The sequence below is a fragment of the Phormidesmis sp. 146-12 genome (assembly GCF_052939495.1).
On sequence record NZ_JBJPHS010000134.1, the window covers coordinates 1 to 15,543 of the forward strand.

Here is a 15,543-nt window from a genome sequence, read left to right on the forward strand (position 1 = left end):
AAAGGCTTGCCGGCTCTGCCCCCTGCCATTTTTTAGTCCATCGAACTCACGTTAAGATCAGCAATATAATTTCAATCCTGACGTTTCTAGCTGGTGTGGGCGGCGGCGTTTGGGGGATGCTCAGATGGTACGGAGAGGGCGAAAAGAAACGCTATGCAGCAGAGCGTGACTTTCAACATCTCAAGCGCAATCAGGAACAGATGCAGCAGTCGATCGCTCAACTCATCGCAGAGATCGACGGATTGAGCGACGACTTTAAGACGTTAAACGCCTGCTTCAATCTGCTTTTAGGGGAACGTGGACAGACCATCTCAGGAATTTTGGGCTACAAGCGGAAGAAGGGAAATGACGAGTAAAAACCAATCGATAGACCCAATCGACGTCGGAACAGAGAAGTCCATTTTGAGGCTGCTTTTAGCTGTCTGCCATCTCAAAGGGGATTTGACAACGGCTCTAGCGATGGAGGGGATAGCTGATGAAATTCGCCGTCGAGTTGCCTCCACCGGGGATGGGACTATATCGGCCCCGTGAAATCCTTCTGTCTCCATTCAGAGAATTTAGAGCCGATCGCGCTCAATATCCCACTGAACCTTGTCCCAGCACCATTTCTCTGATTTGCCGGGGTTCATAAAGCTAACTTGCGCGAAGAGGCGATCGGCGGCTTTTCGATCGCCATGCAGCAGTAGCAGGACTTTGTAAGGCGCTCCACGGTTAACAGCGATCGTTGGTTTCTTAGTTGCCAGTTCTCTGAGTCTGCTTGAGTTGATAGAGTCTGGAATTGGGATAGACGGCTTTCGAGTTTGCGGCAGCGGGGCGGCTGGCTGGCTGGATGTGGAAATTTCAACCGGATGTTGAGGAGCGACCCCTTGCGGGCAACTCGGAGAGATCGGCGGCTCTGGCTTCTTTGCTTCAGTTTTTGGCGGCGGTGCGATCGGCTTCTTCACCTCAGCTTTTGGTTTAGCTGGCTCTTTTTGATGCTGCTGGCTACCAGGTGTGACTGGACTGTATTGAATCGGTTCGATCGTTGACTCTGGTTTCTTCACTTCCGCTTGTGGCGCTGGTGCGATCGGTCTCTTCACCTCAGCTTTTGGTCTAGCTGGTTTTTTTTGATATTGTTGGCTACCAGGCGTGACTGGGCTGTACTCAATGCGTCGCTTCTCTGGTGGCCCGTAAGGTAGACGAGGACGGACAGACGGATAAACGCGAGGCGGCTGACGTTTTGACTTCTGGCAAGCGAGGATGAAGAGCCAGAAGATCAGAACAAAAAACGAGATGGTCAACAGGATGGGAATTATCTGGATGAGAGTCTCTAGCATTGGGAATAATGAGGTATCAGGGTCGAGCAAACAAAAACCCCTCTTGCATATGGACGTAGGAGGGGTCTTTATTTATACAATTCCCAATTTGGCAAGTCGGGACGATCGCTTCATTCCCGATCGCGGCTCAGTATCTCCAAAATGCGGCGGTTCTCTGTTTGCAGTCCCCTAACCTCGGACTGGATTTCAGTTATCACTGTCATGGTTTGAATCTGAACTTCTGACATTCGCTCGATCGCGTTGGTCACGTTTTGATTGTTCTGGTAGAAGGCATCAATGAGGCGATTAAGGGAGATTTTGACATCAAGCATGTCAACCTCTAGAGACTGGACGCGATCGCTTAAATTGGCTGGCTGGTCTGGTGTGTCAGTCATAATGGAGTTTCAACAAATCATCTTCAATGATAAGCCTCTCTAGATTGTCCTCTGGGGAGGTTTTTTCTGCGTCGGTAAAGCGGCTCTTTCTTGAGAAGTGTTTTGACAGGATGGGGTGTGGTTAGCTCGGCTTCTGGTAGCAGTTCATCTATTGGTAGTTGGTCATGCTCAGTATTTTTGAGTCGCTTCATTCTGTCTCCAGATTTAGATATTGCATCAAAATACTCTCAATCGATTCGTAACTACTAACCCATTCAAGTTGAGCGATTGCAGGGTATTTCGTTTCCCTCGTTTTGTAGCGGTGAGGGAACTGTATGATGCTTGCAATCTTCCAGAATTGCCCCTGATAGGGGAAGACTTCACCGACTGAAGGGAACGTGCTGAAGCCTAATAAAAACGTCCCCTGAGACTTGATAACATCAGTTGCAGACATCCTAGCTCTAACCTCATTTGGCAGATTGCAGACGCAAGAAACGTAAACTCTCGTTTGCTTGAGTTTCTGAATGTTAATAGACCATTGAATCGGCTCTAATTCGCTCATTGTTGAGTGCCTGACTAATAATTTGATGGGCAGTTTGTAGAGTGTGTCGATTTCTGTGTCGGGTTGTGTCTGTTCGTGTGTCTAAACATGTGTCGAGTGTGTCGTGTCGTGTCGTGTCGCTTGTGTCGGCTGACACGCCGTAGACACAAGCCGTTTTGGGGTTAATTGACACGACACGACACAGCGACACACAAAGACAGTTAGTGTTAGAAAAAGGCTCTAGACAGGCTTGAAGTTTTCTCCATCCCATTCGCCCTCATCCGTCAGGGCGAGTATTTGAAAAGCCTTGGTCAAGGTATGTTCACTGTGCCTTCTAAACTTGCTGTTTGCCCTGGTGATCGACTTAGGGTTCCAGAGAGTTACATCAGGTCTGGACTTGATGTATTTTGTTATCTCATCTGCCAGCTTGAGAATGGTGCCAGCCATTTCAATCCCTATTTCATCTCCTTCCTCATGTGGAGGCACATAGGCATCAGCGCTAAACATTTTATTGAGCCGATCAACTGGGTTCTTCGGTTCGTTTTGTTGTGGAGCCTCAGCAGGTTTCTTTTGATTAGATGCTGGTTGATTATTTGTGATAGTTGGCTCTGCCTCAATCGTGCGATTGTCCCTATCAAAACCAGAGTAATTTTCAAGCTTAGGCATCGGTAGCCAGCGCGACGATTTGCCATCAAAAAAGCATCGGTTGCACGGTGAGGCTTCAATCAGTCTTCTCAATTCGCTAACACCCCCAGATGGCGAGGGAATCAGTTTTGTTGAAAGTAGTGGCTCAATTGCAGTGAGGTTTTTTTCACTGACGATCGCTAGCACTCTCAGATTACCTCTCACGCCTCCGTTGAAAGGCAAATCCTGTACTTGAACCGACTGACCTAGCACCCAAACCCAAATGCCCCTAGAATCGCCTCCTGTAATGGCACTGGAAAGCATCAGTTTCACTTTTTGAGGCGCTCTCATCTCCTTATCCGCTAGACCCAAGACGTTAGAAACATTGAGGGATTCATCAAAGATCAAAAGCTTGGGCGCTGGCAACTTTTGAAACTCCCTCAGACAACTCAGAATCCAACTAGCGCCCTCATCAGCGTCGTCTAAGTCCTCAAAAGCTTTACCTCGATATGTGTCTGCGACGGAATCCCAATAGCCACGTTCATTAGGGTCAAACTTGGGATCAATCACAAAGACCTTTAGCGCGGAATGCTTCTGCTTCAAGACCCTCAACGCATTCGAGACGACCATCCCCTTCCCACTGCCAGGGATGCCAGCGATCAAAGCTGATTGCGGATTCTGCCCAAGGTCGATCGCGGGGTTGAATAGCGCCTGGTCGCTAACCGATTTTTCTGATGTTGATTGTGTTGGTGTTTCAGGATTTGCCTCAAGTCCAGGTGCGACGGCGGGAACATCGATCGCTCCTAATCGGGTGTTGGTACCGATGGCTGGAGATTCGGCGGCTGGCGGTTCGCTGAGTCCCAAATCCTGCTCTAGGCGTGTCATCAGGGCGTTGTCACCGCCATAGAGATCGCTAACGGTGCCCAATACCTTGGCGACGGCGTAGGCACCAAAAACCACGCCGACTAGTGGGGCGTGAGTAAAAACGGCAATTCCAAACAGGAGGGCCGTTCCTGCTTTGGCGGCGACTCCAAACGGCGCTTCTGGCTCTGGGTCACTCACGACTAAGATTTTGCCATCGTAGTATTCAACTTTGCTGTCAGGGCGCACGTTCCAGGATTGCAACTCTTGAGGAGAGAGCGATTTGATAAGGTTGGTCATAGTTTCTATCAGGGCGGATAGGGACAAGAAAGGGCAAAGTGTCAGATACCTTGCCCTTTCGCTTTAACTAGATTCTGCGTTCAGTTCGCGGTGTGATTGCCTTAAACAACCTGTGAACATTCAGCATGAACAGCACCAGGATTTCGACAATGCCGATCGACCCAAGCATCAAGAAGAAAGCACCCCACTTGATGAGGGAGGCATCCCACACCCCAAAGTCTTGAATGAAGTCGTCCCAGCCATTTCCGTAGGGCAAGTAGTACCAGACGTTCACCGTGACTTCTGCGACGTAGGCAAGCGCGGCATAGAGTCCAATGTTTCTGAAGATGGCGATCAGGTAGTGGGAAATCTTCTTCTGAAACTTGGCTACAGCCTCGCTGTCACCCGACTTGACAACTTGCTGAGTACGCAATTGGTCAAGGACAGCATTGTAAATCTCGGTGTCATGCAGCAGGACAGGGGTGATTTCGATCAACTGAGCCAGTCCCCACAGCAAGACTGACATGAGGTTGGGCAAAATCCAGGCAATCAAGCTGACGAGCAAGCCCAAGAGTGGAACGGTCTGAAGTTGCTTGACGAGAGGGAGGGAGACGATCGCGGTTCCGATCGCATTCCCTGCTGACTGCCACGGAACGACGGAGTAGGCGATGAGAATGCCGCAGACAAAGTAGATGAAATAGCCCACATACCGGAGGTTTGAGCGCTTGGGGCTGTAATAGACCCATTCAGTCTGGTTGTTTGGGCGCTGGTTGTTTGTGGCTTGCTGGCTATTTGCAGCTTGGTTGTTTGTGGCTTGGTTGGAAGGGTTACGGACTGCCATGTTTTTTTACCTGGTTGTAGGACTTGATGAATTCTGGTAACTGTGCGCGGCTGACTCGCTTGATGTCGGTGATTGCACCGTCAAAGCCGACGATCGCGGTGTCTCCAAACTCGTTGCAGATGGTCAAACCCTCTGGCAGATACTCAACCCCGTTGATTGGGTTGCCAGATTTGTCGAATCGCGGGGTCTTTGGATTGGCGGGGAAGGTTTGAGCGTCAAACACGCGCAGGTCTTTTTGAAATCTGGCTGGCTTGTTGTTTTGGGTCAACACGATCGGCTGACAGCCTTCTTTGGCTCGATCGAGAGCGATTTTAGTCTCAGAGCCAACCTGCTTCGATCGCTCTCTCGCTTCGGTTTCACTGGATTTTGCTTCGTTGGCTTTTGACTGAGATTCAGCTAGGCTGGCTTGCCAGCGCTGGAGTGATGTCTGATGTACCGTGGCACCAATCAGGAGGGCGAAAACAAAGGTCAGGCGGACGGCAAATCGTTTGTTGATGATGAATGGGTGATTCACCGTTTGACCTCCTGTTGCAGAAGCTTGATAGGAAAGCCTGTGAAGTATTGAATGGCGAGGCATCCACCAAAGCAAAGCCACATCACGACAAACCAGGCTATGAGCCGTTTTGAGTAGTCAGTCATTGGTTTGCCCTCTCAACTGCTGATGGCGTTTAACAAGCCTCTCGCCTGCCAAACCTCAATGCTTTCGAGGGTTTCCAGGATGTCGCAAAACTGGTCAGAGGTGAGATCGCGGTCTTCTGAGATAACCTCTTCGGCTACGACATGAAGCGGCGTTCCCTCCCACATCGGAATGCTATTTACGTAGACGAAATGAGCAAGGATAACCATCAGGGCGTTCCGATCGTTGATAAACATTTCCTCCAGATGAGCGCCGTAGGCTTTCTCTAGCTCAGAGATGCAGTGACCATCAACATAAAAGCCGACCGTGTTGGCAGTTCTTAATTCAGGCATGGTTGAAATATCTCCGAATGATTGATTTGCGGTTGTTTGAGAGGTAGAGCCGTCCTGGGTGTGGTATTTGGGACGGCTTTTTGATGCAATTTACTGACTCAGGAAGGCGATGAGTCTGAAGGCATCGTCTGAGGAAATGTCCTCTAGGGTCTGCAAAATGTCGGGTAGATCTTCGTGAGCTTCGTGCGAAACATCGCCAAGGCAGTCTTCAGCAGCCTCAGTCAGTCCGTACAGGTCTTCTGCGTAAACTCCTGTTTTGCAGGCGTAAACCTTGCTGGAGAGAGCTAACAGCAGTCCGTAGCGACTTGCCTCGATCATTCGTTCGAGGCGATCGCCGTAGGTGCCAATCAGTTCGGCAATGTCGTCTTCAAGGGTGTCGAAATAGTGGTTAACGGGGTTCATTTGAAGGTCTCCTAATGGTTTGTGAATGGTTAGAACTGGCCTAAGCCAGCAAGCGGATCGTCGGTCTTGCCCTCTAGAGGGGCGCTTTGAGAAACTTGCGGAGTGGACGACGGCGGGAGAACTGTCCAACAGTTGAGGATGTGTTCTAGCGCGTCGGTTGGGCTGTCAGAACCGAGTTGGGCAGCCAGACCGGTTAGTAGTTGCTGGTGATGTTTTTTGGTGATGTAGAGCCTCATTTGTTTGCCCTCAGTGCCAGCATGTATAAGCCCTGAGCATTTACCCAGCGAGGGGAATCGGGGACGGTGATGCCCTTCTGTGCGAGAGCCGATTTCACGCCTGGGAGCATTGCACCACCGCCGACAGCCAGCACAGCCGAAGCTGACGGCATCCGGTTTTCAACAGCCTTCACAAATGGGAGCATCCCGCGCTTAAACCAGTTTGGGAATTCAGCCGCATAAGCTTCTCTGAAGTTCCAATCGGGTCGCTGGGTGCCGTAGGAAAAGTCTCCTTTCTCAATGCCTGCACGAATCAGATGCTTGTCGGCTGGCTTGAGCAGCGCTTTGCGAACAGAGTCGGAGTTGGCGATCGCGCTAATCAGTCCTTCAACACCCGAATCAACTGAGAACTGACGATCGGTCATCTGTACTCCGGTGAAACTGCTAAAAATAGCGGTTCCGTTGCCAAAGTCGAAAAGCAGGGCGTTTGAAAAATCGCATTTCTGCAATAGAGCGATCGCCACGCCTGAACCTTCTTCTACGACGTAGGAAAGCTGAACATTAACGGTGCATTCTTTGCCGCGCAGCTTGACCCGATGAGTTCCTTCTAAAGCCTGTCTGATTTGTTTGCCAAACGTTTTGCCGTCGTGAACGGATGCGGCAATGTTCAGATTTAGTTCGGCTCTGTAGGGGAAAAGAGAAAGGGCACTGAGCAGTAATTGCAAACATTGGGCTACTTTTCCATCTCGTGAGTCAACAGTTCTGCTGATTGCAACGGGGTCTGCGTAGTACGCTCCAATGCCACCCATCCAATGTTTTCCTACCAGGTCTGAGCGATCGCCAGCCAGGTATTCGACATATCCATTTACAGCAGAGGTGTAACGATCGCGAGGGAAGTGAAGATAGCTCTCCATCAGGATTTCACCCATTCCGGAGTACAGTTTTACTCCTCCGTTGCCTACGTCTAATCCGACTGCAATATTTAGGCTTGAGGAGGCTCCTAAAGACTCGGTAAGACTTTCTGAGTCTGTGGTCAAAACATTGGTGATTGTGGTCATTTTGGCTGAGTCCTTTGTTAGGTAAGTGTTTGAGTTGTTTTTGGGGGTTAGACCGAAAAAGGCTTGAGGAGCCTTGAGAAGGCTTGAGAAGGCTTGAGAAGACTTTTCAGGACTAAGGCGACTAATTAGCCTTTTCACTCGTCGGAATAGTCTGGGGAATCCCCATAAAACATCTCGAAAATCTGCTCTGAGACTGCTAATACTCCCTGCTCTGTCGGGTGCTGAGATCGCCACAAATACATCAGATCTTGGGGGAGTTGGTATCCGTGAGACGCATAGACAAGCCGAGCTATGTCTACTACTAGTTCTCTTTGGGTGCAGTCAAACTGCGCTCTAATACGCATGAAATCCTCCTAAGTGTTCAAACAAAAAAGTCGATCGCTCTCACCTGAGAGGTGGCTAACTAGCCTTTTGGAACTTGAACATGGCGTTAATCTCTGCGATCACAGCCCACCTATGAGGGTCTTGCGAGTCGTAAAAAGCAATCAGTTTGGTGCGATCGACTGCCACAAACTCAAGCGTCATATCGACAGCTTTAGAAAACTGATGACCCTGCTCAATCAGGTCGTTGAGGCAGTCAAGTGCGAAAGTTAGGTCGTATCTTTGGTGCTTAGTCATTGAAATTCTCCTAAGTGTGCTGAGTCCTTTACGCTTTCCCGCCGTCCTTTCTTCCACTTGCCCGTTTGGCAAGCAGATTGTCTGGTGGTGTATCGGTGAGTCGCCCTCCGGCTCCCCCCGTTCTTTCAGGGATGGGATTGGGGTTGGGGACGAAAGCAGCCACAGCTTGAGGAGCGATCGCTAAAACAAGTGACAGCGAAACTACCAACAAAAAAAGCCGAACACTCCCACGACTTAGGAGCGATCGACCTTTTTGTTGAATGATGAATCCAAACTCAGACATAATTGAGTCCTCTACAGTTGGGTAAACGTCTGCTGTGGGGCACCCAGGGGGAGGCGGGAATCTCCGCCCTGGATTCAAAATTTTCCTAACTTAAATGGTCGTAATTGTCGCTGGAGTGTGAAATAACGCTTCAGCGATTTTCGTCTGTGTGTGGGCGAAAGCTGTCAGGCATATCTCTCCACGTCAGGCCCAAATCCGTTATTAGCTCGGTTAGAGCCTTAATTTGAGCGACGGTGAAAGTTGCCTCAGCCAGACCTCTTTCCCATCGACTCACAATGTTCTGATCGGAATCAATTCGTTGTGCGAACTCCTTTTGAGTCAGCTTGAGTAGCTGGCGGATTGTTTTTAAAGGGGACACGCCTTCCTCCCATAGGTTGCTTTTCTCTGAATCCATAGTACAGTGAAATAGACTAAACGTCTATAGGAAACATTTAGATGGTTCATTTAGACGCTTAGTTGATTGTTGAACATCCCCGCAGGGCAGATTTGCCGTCCTCCCTGTGGGGCTTTCACCATGATCTGAGAAAAAGCGACAGGAAAGGGTTTCTCTATACCTTTCACTCGCTCAACCCCTTACACGGAGACCTATGACCCAAGAAAAAATGACAGATGACAGCACTTTTGAGATTGACTTTGCCGCATTTGAGCGAGAAGCAGAGCCAGACTGGAAAGCCAGACAAGAAGCGTTAGAAGCGATTGGTTACGACGTGGTTTTGACCAACCCACAACAAGCCAACCCCAAGCCGATCATCCTGGACGCGATCGAACGAGAGATTTACAGGTTGTTTGGGCAGTTGCCTGTCGATCAACAGTCAGCCGTCTTGGTTGCACTCCAAGAGAGTCTGGAGGTTGACGACGGCCCAGAGCCAAGCTTTCACGAATACTCAGACGACGATGACGACGACGATGAGATCGATCGGGAAGAGGATGAACCAAGCTTCCGGCGCAACGGTTTCGACTAACCGCGATGTCATTCATCCGCACCAAAACAGTCAAAGGGCACAGCTACGAATACCTCGTCGAAAACTACCGTGACCCAGAGACCAAAAAGGTCAAACAGCGCGTTCTCAAATATTTGGGCAAGTGCAAAAAGCTAGGCACTACAGAAAAACTGCCCTTCGGGACGGCAGTCTCTCTTTCCCTCTACCTGGATGGGCAAATGAGAGCGATCGTCGCCACCGTCGCAGAAATCCCCTACTGTCCACCGACTTGTGTTGTGGTGCGCTACATGTGGAGCGATCTTCTCCACGAAGTGCAAGTGCCCCGATCAAAAGTCTCATCCCTCATCCCATAAATGAGTCATGCCAACCCTCAAGTTTTCCGAATCGACAGAAGTGAAGGATTTATACGCACAGCCCATTCCAGGCGGCTATCAAATCGCATTTTTCACTTTTGAGCTAACCGAAGAAGAGCAGCGCGTCGAAGACCTCATGAACCGCTATCCAGCGTTAAGAGGAAAGAAAGGAAAGTCGATTGGGGCATCAGCGAGGAAGTCACGTCCATCATCGATCCCCCCTATTAAGACGGGCGATCGATGGAAATCAAACCGCAAACAGCACAGCAGAATTGTCAACCTTGTGCGACGTGCTTATCAGAAGTATTCCATCCCAATTTTGCGATCCATCTACCTCCAAAACAGGCTGGCAGACCGAGACGACTACTATTTCGAGTTCATGATTTTTGACGCGCCTCACCTTTCCCAACAAAAAAGCGATCGCCTTCCTGAGTGAGGGGAGAGCGATCGCAGAAATTGACTTTTGTTTTTATCGATCGGAAATTAACCCATGCCTACAAATCATCAGGCTCCAACCCTGTCTTCTTGGCAATTCTCGCCAACATCTTTGGGCCAATTTCATCCCCATCATGAAACGCAAAAATGTAGTCCTCCCATCCCTCACGCTCTAAGACCTGATGAGAACCGACCTGGCGCTTAACACTCCAACCAGTTCGGAGTAGTGCCGCTAGAACCTTTCTAGCCTTCGACGATGACCACTGGCTCATGCGGCAACAAACGAAATGGATTCAGGCACCGATTCACCATGCTCAATCCTGTCAGCCAGCACTCTCAGCGCTAACGCCTTTGCACTGGCGATCGCCTCCTCCCTCGTCTGCCCATAAGCCAGCACACCCGGCAAATCTGCAACCTCAGCGATCCAGCGACGATCATCTTCTCGCTCAAGCTCAATGTTGAACATCATCCAACCTCTTTCACTGACCTCATTATGAACTTTCTAGATATCAGCAACGCCGATCGACTCAGACATTATCCCTCCGGACATTGCCCCCTCTGCGTTTCGAGAAATTTCCGCAACTACATCTCATTCGACGAAGGCGTACCTGTTGAGCAGGGATTGGAATGCGCCACCTGTGGGGAGAAATACCCCACCGAGACAACGATCGTCTCAATTGGAACGCCACACACTCACGAGAATTGACAACAAAAAACCTGACCACGCTTACCAGGGCATTCGGTCAGGTTTTTCTACAACAGGAGCAGCGTATCAACGCGGCTCTAATTTTGAACGACGAAACCATGTCACCGATACAGGGAAAACACTGACAATGACTAGATTCGACATTCGCCAACACGTCCAATTTAACGCGAAAGGACGTGCGATCTGTCCATCCTGCACCCTCTCAAAGGGGTCAGATCACAAAAATCTAAATCTGGCTATAGTGCCAGACACAGACGGCGCTTACAAATGCCACGCAGGATGCACCCCTGACGACATCCGCTCTGCATTGGGAGTCTCCAAAGATGTCATCGTGCCAACGGCACTGGCAAGTCATACACCCTCAAAACCCGTCACCGTCTCGCCACAACAGAAAAAAGCAGCACACGAAACGCTGATGAAATCTGACGGGCCCGCAAAGAAATGGCTGCATGACAGAGGCATCACCGACGAAATGATCGCCCGATACGAGTTAGGCATCACACGATCGGTCTTAGGCAAAAACAAAAAGTCAGTTCCGGCGATCGCTATCCCCTTCCCCAACCACGACGGCACCGCTTACTACCAAAAGAAACGAGTTGCGCCCTGGCTTGACCCATCAGAGCAGCCAGACGGCTATCAAGCGTGGGTGCAAAAAGGCATTCCCGCTAGAACTTGGTTTACCTGGCTCCCAGCCGAAGCGACCGAGACCTACCTCTGCGAAGGGGAATGGGACGCAATGCGACTCGGTTGGGAAATGAGAAAAGCTGACAAGCCGATCGCTGTCGCCTGCTTCACTTGCGGCTGTGGCACCGTTCCACTACCAGATCAGCTAGACCTGCTACCCGGTGCCGTCAGCATCTTTTACGACAGAAACGACAAACCCACCAAAAACGGCACCATCCCCGGTGACGACGGAGCCAGAAAAGTAGCGGCGGCATTGAGCGACCCTAGCGGTATCTGCAAAGCAGCGCGCGGCAAAATCGCCTTGGTTCCAATGCCTGCGGATTGCGACGTAAAAGGCTGGGACGTATCCAACGCCCTTGACCAGGGCTACAAAATTGAGGACTTCATTCAGGCAGCCGGAAAAGCAGTGGCCCCTCAAGATATTGTCAAAAAACCGCACAATCCCCTGAGAGACAGGCTAATCACCAACGACGAATTATTAGCAAGAGCACCTGACTACACAGAATTTTTGGTGCCCGACCTGCTCACCGCCGACGAACTTTTTGTACTAGCGATGCCACCACGCGGCGGTAAATCGATCTTCTGCATGACGTTAGCCAAGGCGGTAGCTAGTGGTGGTAAGTTCCTGGATCGTCCCGTGACTCAGGGTTCCGTTCTCTACGTAAACCTGGAAGACAGCGAAACCAAAGTCAAACGCAGACAAATCGCACAGGGATGGGGAGAAGGTTTACCCGTCTACTGGCTCGATAAATTCAAACTTTCAGAACTTGACCATCTGAGAGAGATTGCAGAAGGAATTGACGACCTGAGAGTCATATTCTTGGACACTTTCAGCCGCATTCGAGACGACGGAAATAAAGAGAGCAGCGCAGAACTCAGCAGAGTCTTAGAGCCGCTTCAGGAGATGGCCAAAGAGTTAGGAGTCTGTATCCTCTTCACCCACCACATGAGTAAGGGTGTAGCTGAACAGGGTGAGGATATTTTCGACTTGATTCGGGGGTCTGGGGCTATTAGATCGACCGCTAGAGGAGCGATCGCCATGATTCCAGACAACGACTGCTATCGCCTGATTGCAGAAAACGGCTACAGCGATCGGGCTGACATCAAAGTGCGAATCAACCCAGAGACCCTCGAATGGCGATTGATGGGAAATTGGAACCCGCGTATCGATCGCGATATGCGAGAACAAATCATTGATCACCTCAATTTGATGGGAGAAGGAACGGTTTCTGAAATTGCGGCGGCGCTAAATTTCAACGCTGGATCAGTCAGCACGACGCTGTATCGCTTACAGGCAGACGACTTAGTGATCAAAGAAGGAGGCAGAGGAAACCGTCCAGCGCGCTATAAACGCAGCGCCAACTTGTGCCAACAATTAGATCATGTGTTGGCACAGCCAAACGTAGACGGGGAAAGGGCTACAAGCTTGCGCCAACAAAAAGTTTTATATGGGGATTTCGCAAAAAGATCGATCAATTCGTCAGGATCGATCAACGAAAGAGATCAAGAAGAGAAAAAAGAAGATTTACCTTCTGATAACTCCTCTCCGCAAACTGGCACATCTGACGTTTTGGTCGATTCTGAACAAATTGATCGATCCTTTCTAAACAAAGGGAACTTGTTGGCGCAAACCGCAAACCCGGACGCTGTAAGTCTTTTAGGCAAAAAATCCAGTGATTTAATCGATCAAAACAATCTGGATCGATCAAAGTTGGCGCAAACCGCGCGGATCGATCAAAAAAGCGATCTAGACACAGCAAGGGTTTCAGACGATGTGAGCGACGGTTTGATCGATCCTGAGCAAATTGATCGATCCTTTCTAAAGAAAGGGAACTTGTTGGCGCAAGGCTCTAATCCATACCCCGCAAGCGATACAACCCCCTTACCCAAAAAGCCATTGTTGGCGCAAATTGACGCAAACGGGGAATCTCCCGAATCAACTGGCACAAGGCTAGAGAGCGACTTGCCCATCCCACTCGGACGAGGCAAAAAACGAATCACACTGCCCTTGAAGTTGGGTGACAAGGTTGAAATTCGCAGCGGACAATTTACAGGAAAGCGAGTGACGGTGATCACACTCCTTCCCGATGGACTGATTGAGGTGAAGAACGATCGCTGGCAAGTCAGCCAAAAGCATGAGCGATCCAACTTGCTCTTCCTGGAGCGACCCACCGCAACAGAGGAAGGAAGCAATGAATAATATCTTCCTCAAAGCTCAACTCAAGAGACGACTCAAAAGACTACGAGTGACAGTCTCCCTGCTTAAAGAAACCGTCCCTGAAATTGACTGGACATCTCTAGAGGAAGAATGCAGCGAAATCGAGCAAGCGATCGCCGCACAGGATGTGGAGCCGCTAGAACTACTCAGAGGTGACGATGAGTAGCATCTGGAAAACGACTATAGAGGCCTCTGAGCTATTGGGTCTATCCCCTCGGCAACTCCGCAAACTTAGGGTGCAGGTACTCAACCCCAAGCACTATCGACTCAAAAACCCCACAGCCTCGCGTCCGGAGTACCTCTGGAACGTCAGAGCGATCGCCCTACTCCTATCTCCAAATGACGATTGACCCAAAGATCAACCAGGCAAACGGGCGGCTCAAATCTGCCAACATCAGAGTCCGAATCGAGCGAGTGGGAAGCAAACTCTATCTCAGGGCATCACTCCCACCACGCCCGGACTCCAATCGCGTCAAACCCCACCAGCAGCGCATTCCTTTAGGGATAAACGCAACGCCGTCGGGATTGAAAAGGGCAGAAGAGGAGGCGCGCCTGGTCGCAACCCTGGTCGATCGTCAGCAGTTCGATTGGCTTCTGTACGTTAAAAAACCGCATACAGAAGCCGAGACGATCGCTGACTGGATTCAACGCTTTGAGCAAGACTACTTCCAGCGACGGGCTAGAACGCCCAAGTCAGAAACAACGTGGGAGACCGAATACTTGCAAGTCTTCCGACAATTGCCAAGCGATCGTTCTCTCACATCCGACCTGCTAAAAAGTCATATCCTCTCTAAAGCGTCCGATACAAGGGCAAGGAAACGAGCCGAGATGGTTTGCACTGCATTAGGCAAATTTGCAGGACTAGAGGCTGATTTCAAGTCATTGAGAGGGAATTACTCATCCAGTAGTGTCGAGCCGCGTGATTTGCCTTCAGATGCAGCGATCGTTCAGCATCGATGCTTGATTCCCTCCGATTCATGGCGATGGGTTTACGGGGTGATGGCGGCGTATGGCTTGAGAAATCATGAAGTCTTTCATCTAGATTTCTCTCGAATGCCGATCTTGACGATCATGGATGCAACCAAGACAGGCCCCAGGCGGGTCTATCCGATCTATCCGGAGTGGGTCGATGAATGGAATCTGGCAAACGCCAACATTCCAGTCTGCACAGGGAAAACAAACCGAGATTTAGGCAGTCGGGTCACAAAAGCTTTTACGCGCTACAAAATTCCTTTCACGCCCTATGACCTGCGTCACTGCTGGGCCGTCCGGAGCATTGATTTCCTTCCGGTTGAGTTAGCGGCTCAACAAATGGGTCACAGTTTATCGGTTCATTCTCGTATCTATCACGCCTGGATAAACGATGAGGTTCACGAGCGGGCTTATCGCCTGATGATGAGTCGCAGCGATCGCCCCAAACCACCCCTTGACTAAATCTTGACTAAAAAAGGCGTGTCATTCAGGTACGTTTAGGTACATTCAGGTATATTCATCGTTTTTGCCAGTAGGCTGAAGTTCTTCTAAAACAAGGATTTCAGCCTATTTTTTTTCATCTTAAAAAGTGGATGACCTGGGACTCGAACCCAGAACCAGCGGATTAAGAGTCCGATGCGCTACCATTGCGCTAGTCATCCTTGGATCAGACCATCATCATAGCATTTTGAGCGTAAACCACTTCGTGGATCTGGTCGAAAAAGTTTCTATGCTGTCTGGGCGGCACCCTCTTGTCGTCGGTATCTCTCATCCCAGTTTGCTGCAATATTACGATTTTAAGGTTTGGGTAGATTGTCCTTTAACGTGAATTCGATGGGAGTTTTTCGCTTCGGTCTTCAGCGCTTCTGCCCCC

Annotated in this window: 28 protein-coding genes and 1 tRNA gene; 9 read left to right on the plus strand and 20 right to left on the minus strand. The window is 50.0% G+C overall.

Going from position 1 to position 15,543, the window contains the following annotated elements; genetic code table 11:
• Positions 1-356: hypothetical protein (locus ACKFKF_RS30795; RefSeq protein WP_446871184.1), on the plus strand; the 356-nt coding region annotated here is incomplete at its 5' end.
• Positions 357-557: 201 nt separating this feature from the next.
• Here ACKFKF_RS30795 and ACKFKF_RS30800 read toward each other — a convergent pair.
• The 17 genes from ACKFKF_RS30800 to ACKFKF_RS30880 all read right to left on the minus strand — a co-directional run bounded on the left by ACKFKF_RS30800 (position 558) and on the right by ACKFKF_RS30880 (position 8,754).
• Entirely contained in the window at positions 558-1,316 is a 759-nt protein-coding gene (locus tag ACKFKF_RS30800; RefSeq protein ID WP_446871185.1) for a hypothetical protein, read from the minus strand.
• Positions 1,317-1,426: 110 nt separating this feature from the next.
• Positions 1,427-1,690, minus strand: coding sequence for a hypothetical protein (locus ACKFKF_RS30805; protein WP_446871186.1), 264 nt, complete (start codon positions 1,688-1,690; stop codon positions 1,427-1,429).
• Between the two features lie 23 nt (positions 1,691-1,713).
• Entirely contained in the window at positions 1,714-1,881 is a 168-nt protein-coding gene (locus ACKFKF_RS30810) for a hypothetical protein (protein ID WP_446871187.1), read from the minus strand.
• A complete protein-coding gene (locus ACKFKF_RS30815; protein WP_446871188.1) occupies positions 1,878-2,123 on the minus strand; it encodes a hypothetical protein in 246 nt (81 codons plus the stop codon). Before ACKFKF_RS30815 ends, ACKFKF_RS30810 begins: the two co-directional genes overlap by 4 nt.
• Before the next feature lie 73 nt (positions 2,124-2,196).
• On the minus strand, positions 2,197-2,481 hold the full coding sequence (locus tag ACKFKF_RS30820; RefSeq protein WP_446871189.1) for a hypothetical protein: 285 nt from the start codon (positions 2,479-2,481) through the stop codon (positions 2,197-2,199).
• On the minus strand, positions 2,451-3,995 hold the full coding sequence (locus tag ACKFKF_RS30825) for a hypothetical protein (RefSeq protein WP_446871190.1): 1,545 nt from the start codon (positions 3,993-3,995) through the stop codon (positions 2,451-2,453). The genes ACKFKF_RS30820 and ACKFKF_RS30825 overlap by 31 nt, the downstream gene beginning before the upstream one ends.
• A 67-nt stretch (positions 3,996-4,062) precedes the next feature.
• Positions 4,063-4,815 carry a hypothetical protein gene (locus ACKFKF_RS30830; protein WP_446871191.1) on the minus strand — a complete coding sequence of 251 codons (753 nt, stop codon included), beginning with the start codon at positions 4,813-4,815 and terminating at the stop codon, positions 4,063-4,065.
• Entirely contained in the window at positions 4,802-5,329 is a 528-nt protein-coding gene (locus ACKFKF_RS30835; RefSeq protein WP_446871192.1) for a hypothetical protein, read from the minus strand. The genes ACKFKF_RS30830 and ACKFKF_RS30835 overlap by 14 nt, the downstream gene beginning before the upstream one ends.
• Positions 5,326-5,454: a hypothetical protein gene (locus tag ACKFKF_RS30840; protein WP_446871193.1), complete on the minus strand. Its 129-nt coding sequence runs from the start codon at positions 5,452-5,454 to the stop codon at positions 5,326-5,328. Before ACKFKF_RS30840 ends, ACKFKF_RS30835 begins: the two co-directional genes overlap by 4 nt.
• 12 nt (positions 5,455-5,466) lie before the next feature.
• Positions 5,467-5,784: a hypothetical protein gene (locus ACKFKF_RS30845; RefSeq protein ID WP_446871194.1), complete on the minus strand. Its 318-nt coding sequence runs from the start codon at positions 5,782-5,784 to the stop codon at positions 5,467-5,469.
• A 90-nt stretch (positions 5,785-5,874) separates the two neighbouring features.
• Positions 5,875-6,186 carry a hypothetical protein gene (locus tag ACKFKF_RS30850; protein WP_446871195.1) on the minus strand — a complete coding sequence of 104 codons (312 nt, stop codon included), beginning with the start codon at positions 6,184-6,186 and terminating at the stop codon, positions 5,875-5,877.
• A 29-nt stretch (positions 6,187-6,215) separates the two neighbouring features.
• The gene (locus tag ACKFKF_RS30855) at positions 6,216-6,422 is read right to left on the minus strand and encodes a hypothetical protein (protein WP_446871196.1); all 207 of its coding nucleotides are present in this window, start codon (positions 6,420-6,422) and stop codon (positions 6,216-6,218) included.
• The gene (locus ACKFKF_RS30860; RefSeq protein ID WP_446871198.1) at positions 6,419-7,459 is read right to left on the minus strand and encodes a ParM/StbA family protein; all 1,041 of its coding nucleotides are present in this window, start codon (positions 7,457-7,459) and stop codon (positions 6,419-6,421) included. The genes ACKFKF_RS30855 and ACKFKF_RS30860 overlap by 4 nt, the downstream gene beginning before the upstream one ends.
• A gap of 134 nt (positions 7,460-7,593) precedes the next feature.
• On the minus strand, positions 7,594-7,803 hold the full coding sequence (locus tag ACKFKF_RS30865) for a hypothetical protein (RefSeq protein ID WP_446871199.1): 210 nt from the start codon (positions 7,801-7,803) through the stop codon (positions 7,594-7,596).
• A gap of 55 nt (positions 7,804-7,858) precedes the next feature.
• Positions 7,859-8,077: a hypothetical protein gene (locus ACKFKF_RS30870; protein ID WP_446871201.1), complete on the minus strand. Its 219-nt coding sequence runs from the start codon at positions 8,075-8,077 to the stop codon at positions 7,859-7,861.
• Positions 8,078-8,105: 28 nt separating this feature from the next.
• The gene (locus ACKFKF_RS30875) at positions 8,106-8,360 is read right to left on the minus strand and encodes a hypothetical protein (protein ID WP_446871202.1); all 255 of its coding nucleotides are present in this window, start codon (positions 8,358-8,360) and stop codon (positions 8,106-8,108) included.
• 130 nt (positions 8,361-8,490) lie between these two features.
• Positions 8,491-8,754: a helix-turn-helix domain-containing protein gene (locus ACKFKF_RS30880; protein WP_446862223.1), complete on the minus strand. Its 264-nt coding sequence runs from the start codon at positions 8,752-8,754 to the stop codon at positions 8,491-8,493.
• 193 nt (positions 8,755-8,947) lie between these two features.
• On the opposite strand from ACKFKF_RS30880, the gene ACKFKF_RS30885 reads away from it, so the two are divergent.
• From ACKFKF_RS30885 to ACKFKF_RS30895, 3 genes are read left to right on the plus strand one after another with little or no spacing between them, the layout of a single operon-like run.
• Positions 8,948-9,322, plus strand: a complete 375-nt coding sequence (locus tag ACKFKF_RS30885) for a hypothetical protein (RefSeq protein WP_446871203.1) — start codon at positions 8,948-8,950, stop codon at positions 9,320-9,322.
• A 5-nt stretch (positions 9,323-9,327) separates the two neighbouring features.
• Positions 9,328-9,654, plus strand: coding sequence for a hypothetical protein (locus tag ACKFKF_RS30890; RefSeq protein ID WP_446871205.1), 327 nt, complete (start codon positions 9,328-9,330; stop codon positions 9,652-9,654).
• A gap of 7 nt (positions 9,655-9,661) precedes the next feature.
• Positions 9,662-10,090 carry a hypothetical protein gene (locus ACKFKF_RS30895; protein ID WP_446871206.1) on the plus strand — a complete coding sequence of 143 codons (429 nt, stop codon included), beginning with the start codon at positions 9,662-9,664 and terminating at the stop codon, positions 10,088-10,090.
• A 58-nt stretch (positions 10,091-10,148) separates the two neighbouring features.
• Here ACKFKF_RS30895 and ACKFKF_RS30900 read toward each other — a convergent pair whose 3' ends face one another.
• Positions 10,149-10,361 carry a type II toxin-antitoxin system HicA family toxin gene (locus tag ACKFKF_RS30900; protein ID WP_446871207.1) on the minus strand — a complete coding sequence of 71 codons (213 nt, stop codon included), beginning with the start codon at positions 10,359-10,361 and terminating at the stop codon, positions 10,149-10,151.
• Positions 10,358-10,555 (minus strand): type II toxin-antitoxin system HicB family antitoxin, encoded by a 198-nt coding sequence (locus tag ACKFKF_RS30905; protein ID WP_446871208.1) that lies wholly within the window; start codon positions 10,553-10,555, stop codon positions 10,358-10,360. Before ACKFKF_RS30905 ends, ACKFKF_RS30900 begins: the two co-directional genes overlap by 4 nt.
• Before the next feature lie 27 nt (positions 10,556-10,582).
• Between ACKFKF_RS30905 and ACKFKF_RS30910 the strand changes: the two genes are divergently transcribed.
• The 5 genes from ACKFKF_RS30910 to ACKFKF_RS30930 all read left to right on the plus strand — a co-directional run bounded on the left by ACKFKF_RS30910 (position 10,583) and on the right by ACKFKF_RS30930 (position 15,131).
• The gene (locus ACKFKF_RS30910; RefSeq protein ID WP_446871209.1) at positions 10,583-10,795 is read left to right on the plus strand and encodes a hypothetical protein; all 213 of its coding nucleotides are present in this window, start codon (positions 10,583-10,585) and stop codon (positions 10,793-10,795) included.
• A 127-nt stretch (positions 10,796-10,922) separates the two neighbouring features.
• A complete protein-coding gene (locus ACKFKF_RS30915; RefSeq protein WP_446871210.1) occupies positions 10,923-13,679 on the plus strand; it encodes an AAA family ATPase in 2,757 nt (918 codons plus the stop codon).
• Positions 13,672-13,863, plus strand: coding sequence for a hypothetical protein (locus tag ACKFKF_RS30920; RefSeq protein ID WP_446871211.1), 192 nt, complete (start codon positions 13,672-13,674; stop codon positions 13,861-13,863). The genes ACKFKF_RS30915 and ACKFKF_RS30920 overlap by 8 nt, the downstream gene beginning before the upstream one ends.
• Positions 13,856-14,047 (plus strand): hypothetical protein, encoded by a 192-nt coding sequence (locus tag ACKFKF_RS30925; protein WP_446862216.1) that lies wholly within the window; start codon positions 13,856-13,858, stop codon positions 14,045-14,047. Before ACKFKF_RS30920 ends, ACKFKF_RS30925 begins: the two co-directional genes overlap by 8 nt.
• On the plus strand, positions 14,037-15,131 hold the full coding sequence (locus ACKFKF_RS30930) for a site-specific integrase (RefSeq protein ID WP_446871212.1): 1,095 nt from the start codon (positions 14,037-14,039) through the stop codon (positions 15,129-15,131). Before ACKFKF_RS30925 ends, ACKFKF_RS30930 begins: the two co-directional genes overlap by 11 nt.
• 128 nt (positions 15,132-15,259) lie before the next feature.
• Here ACKFKF_RS30930 and ACKFKF_RS30935 read toward each other — a convergent pair.
• Positions 15,260-15,331: transfer RNA gene (locus tag ACKFKF_RS30935), tRNA-Lys, on the minus strand.
• Positions 15,332-15,543: the final 212 nt, after the last annotated feature.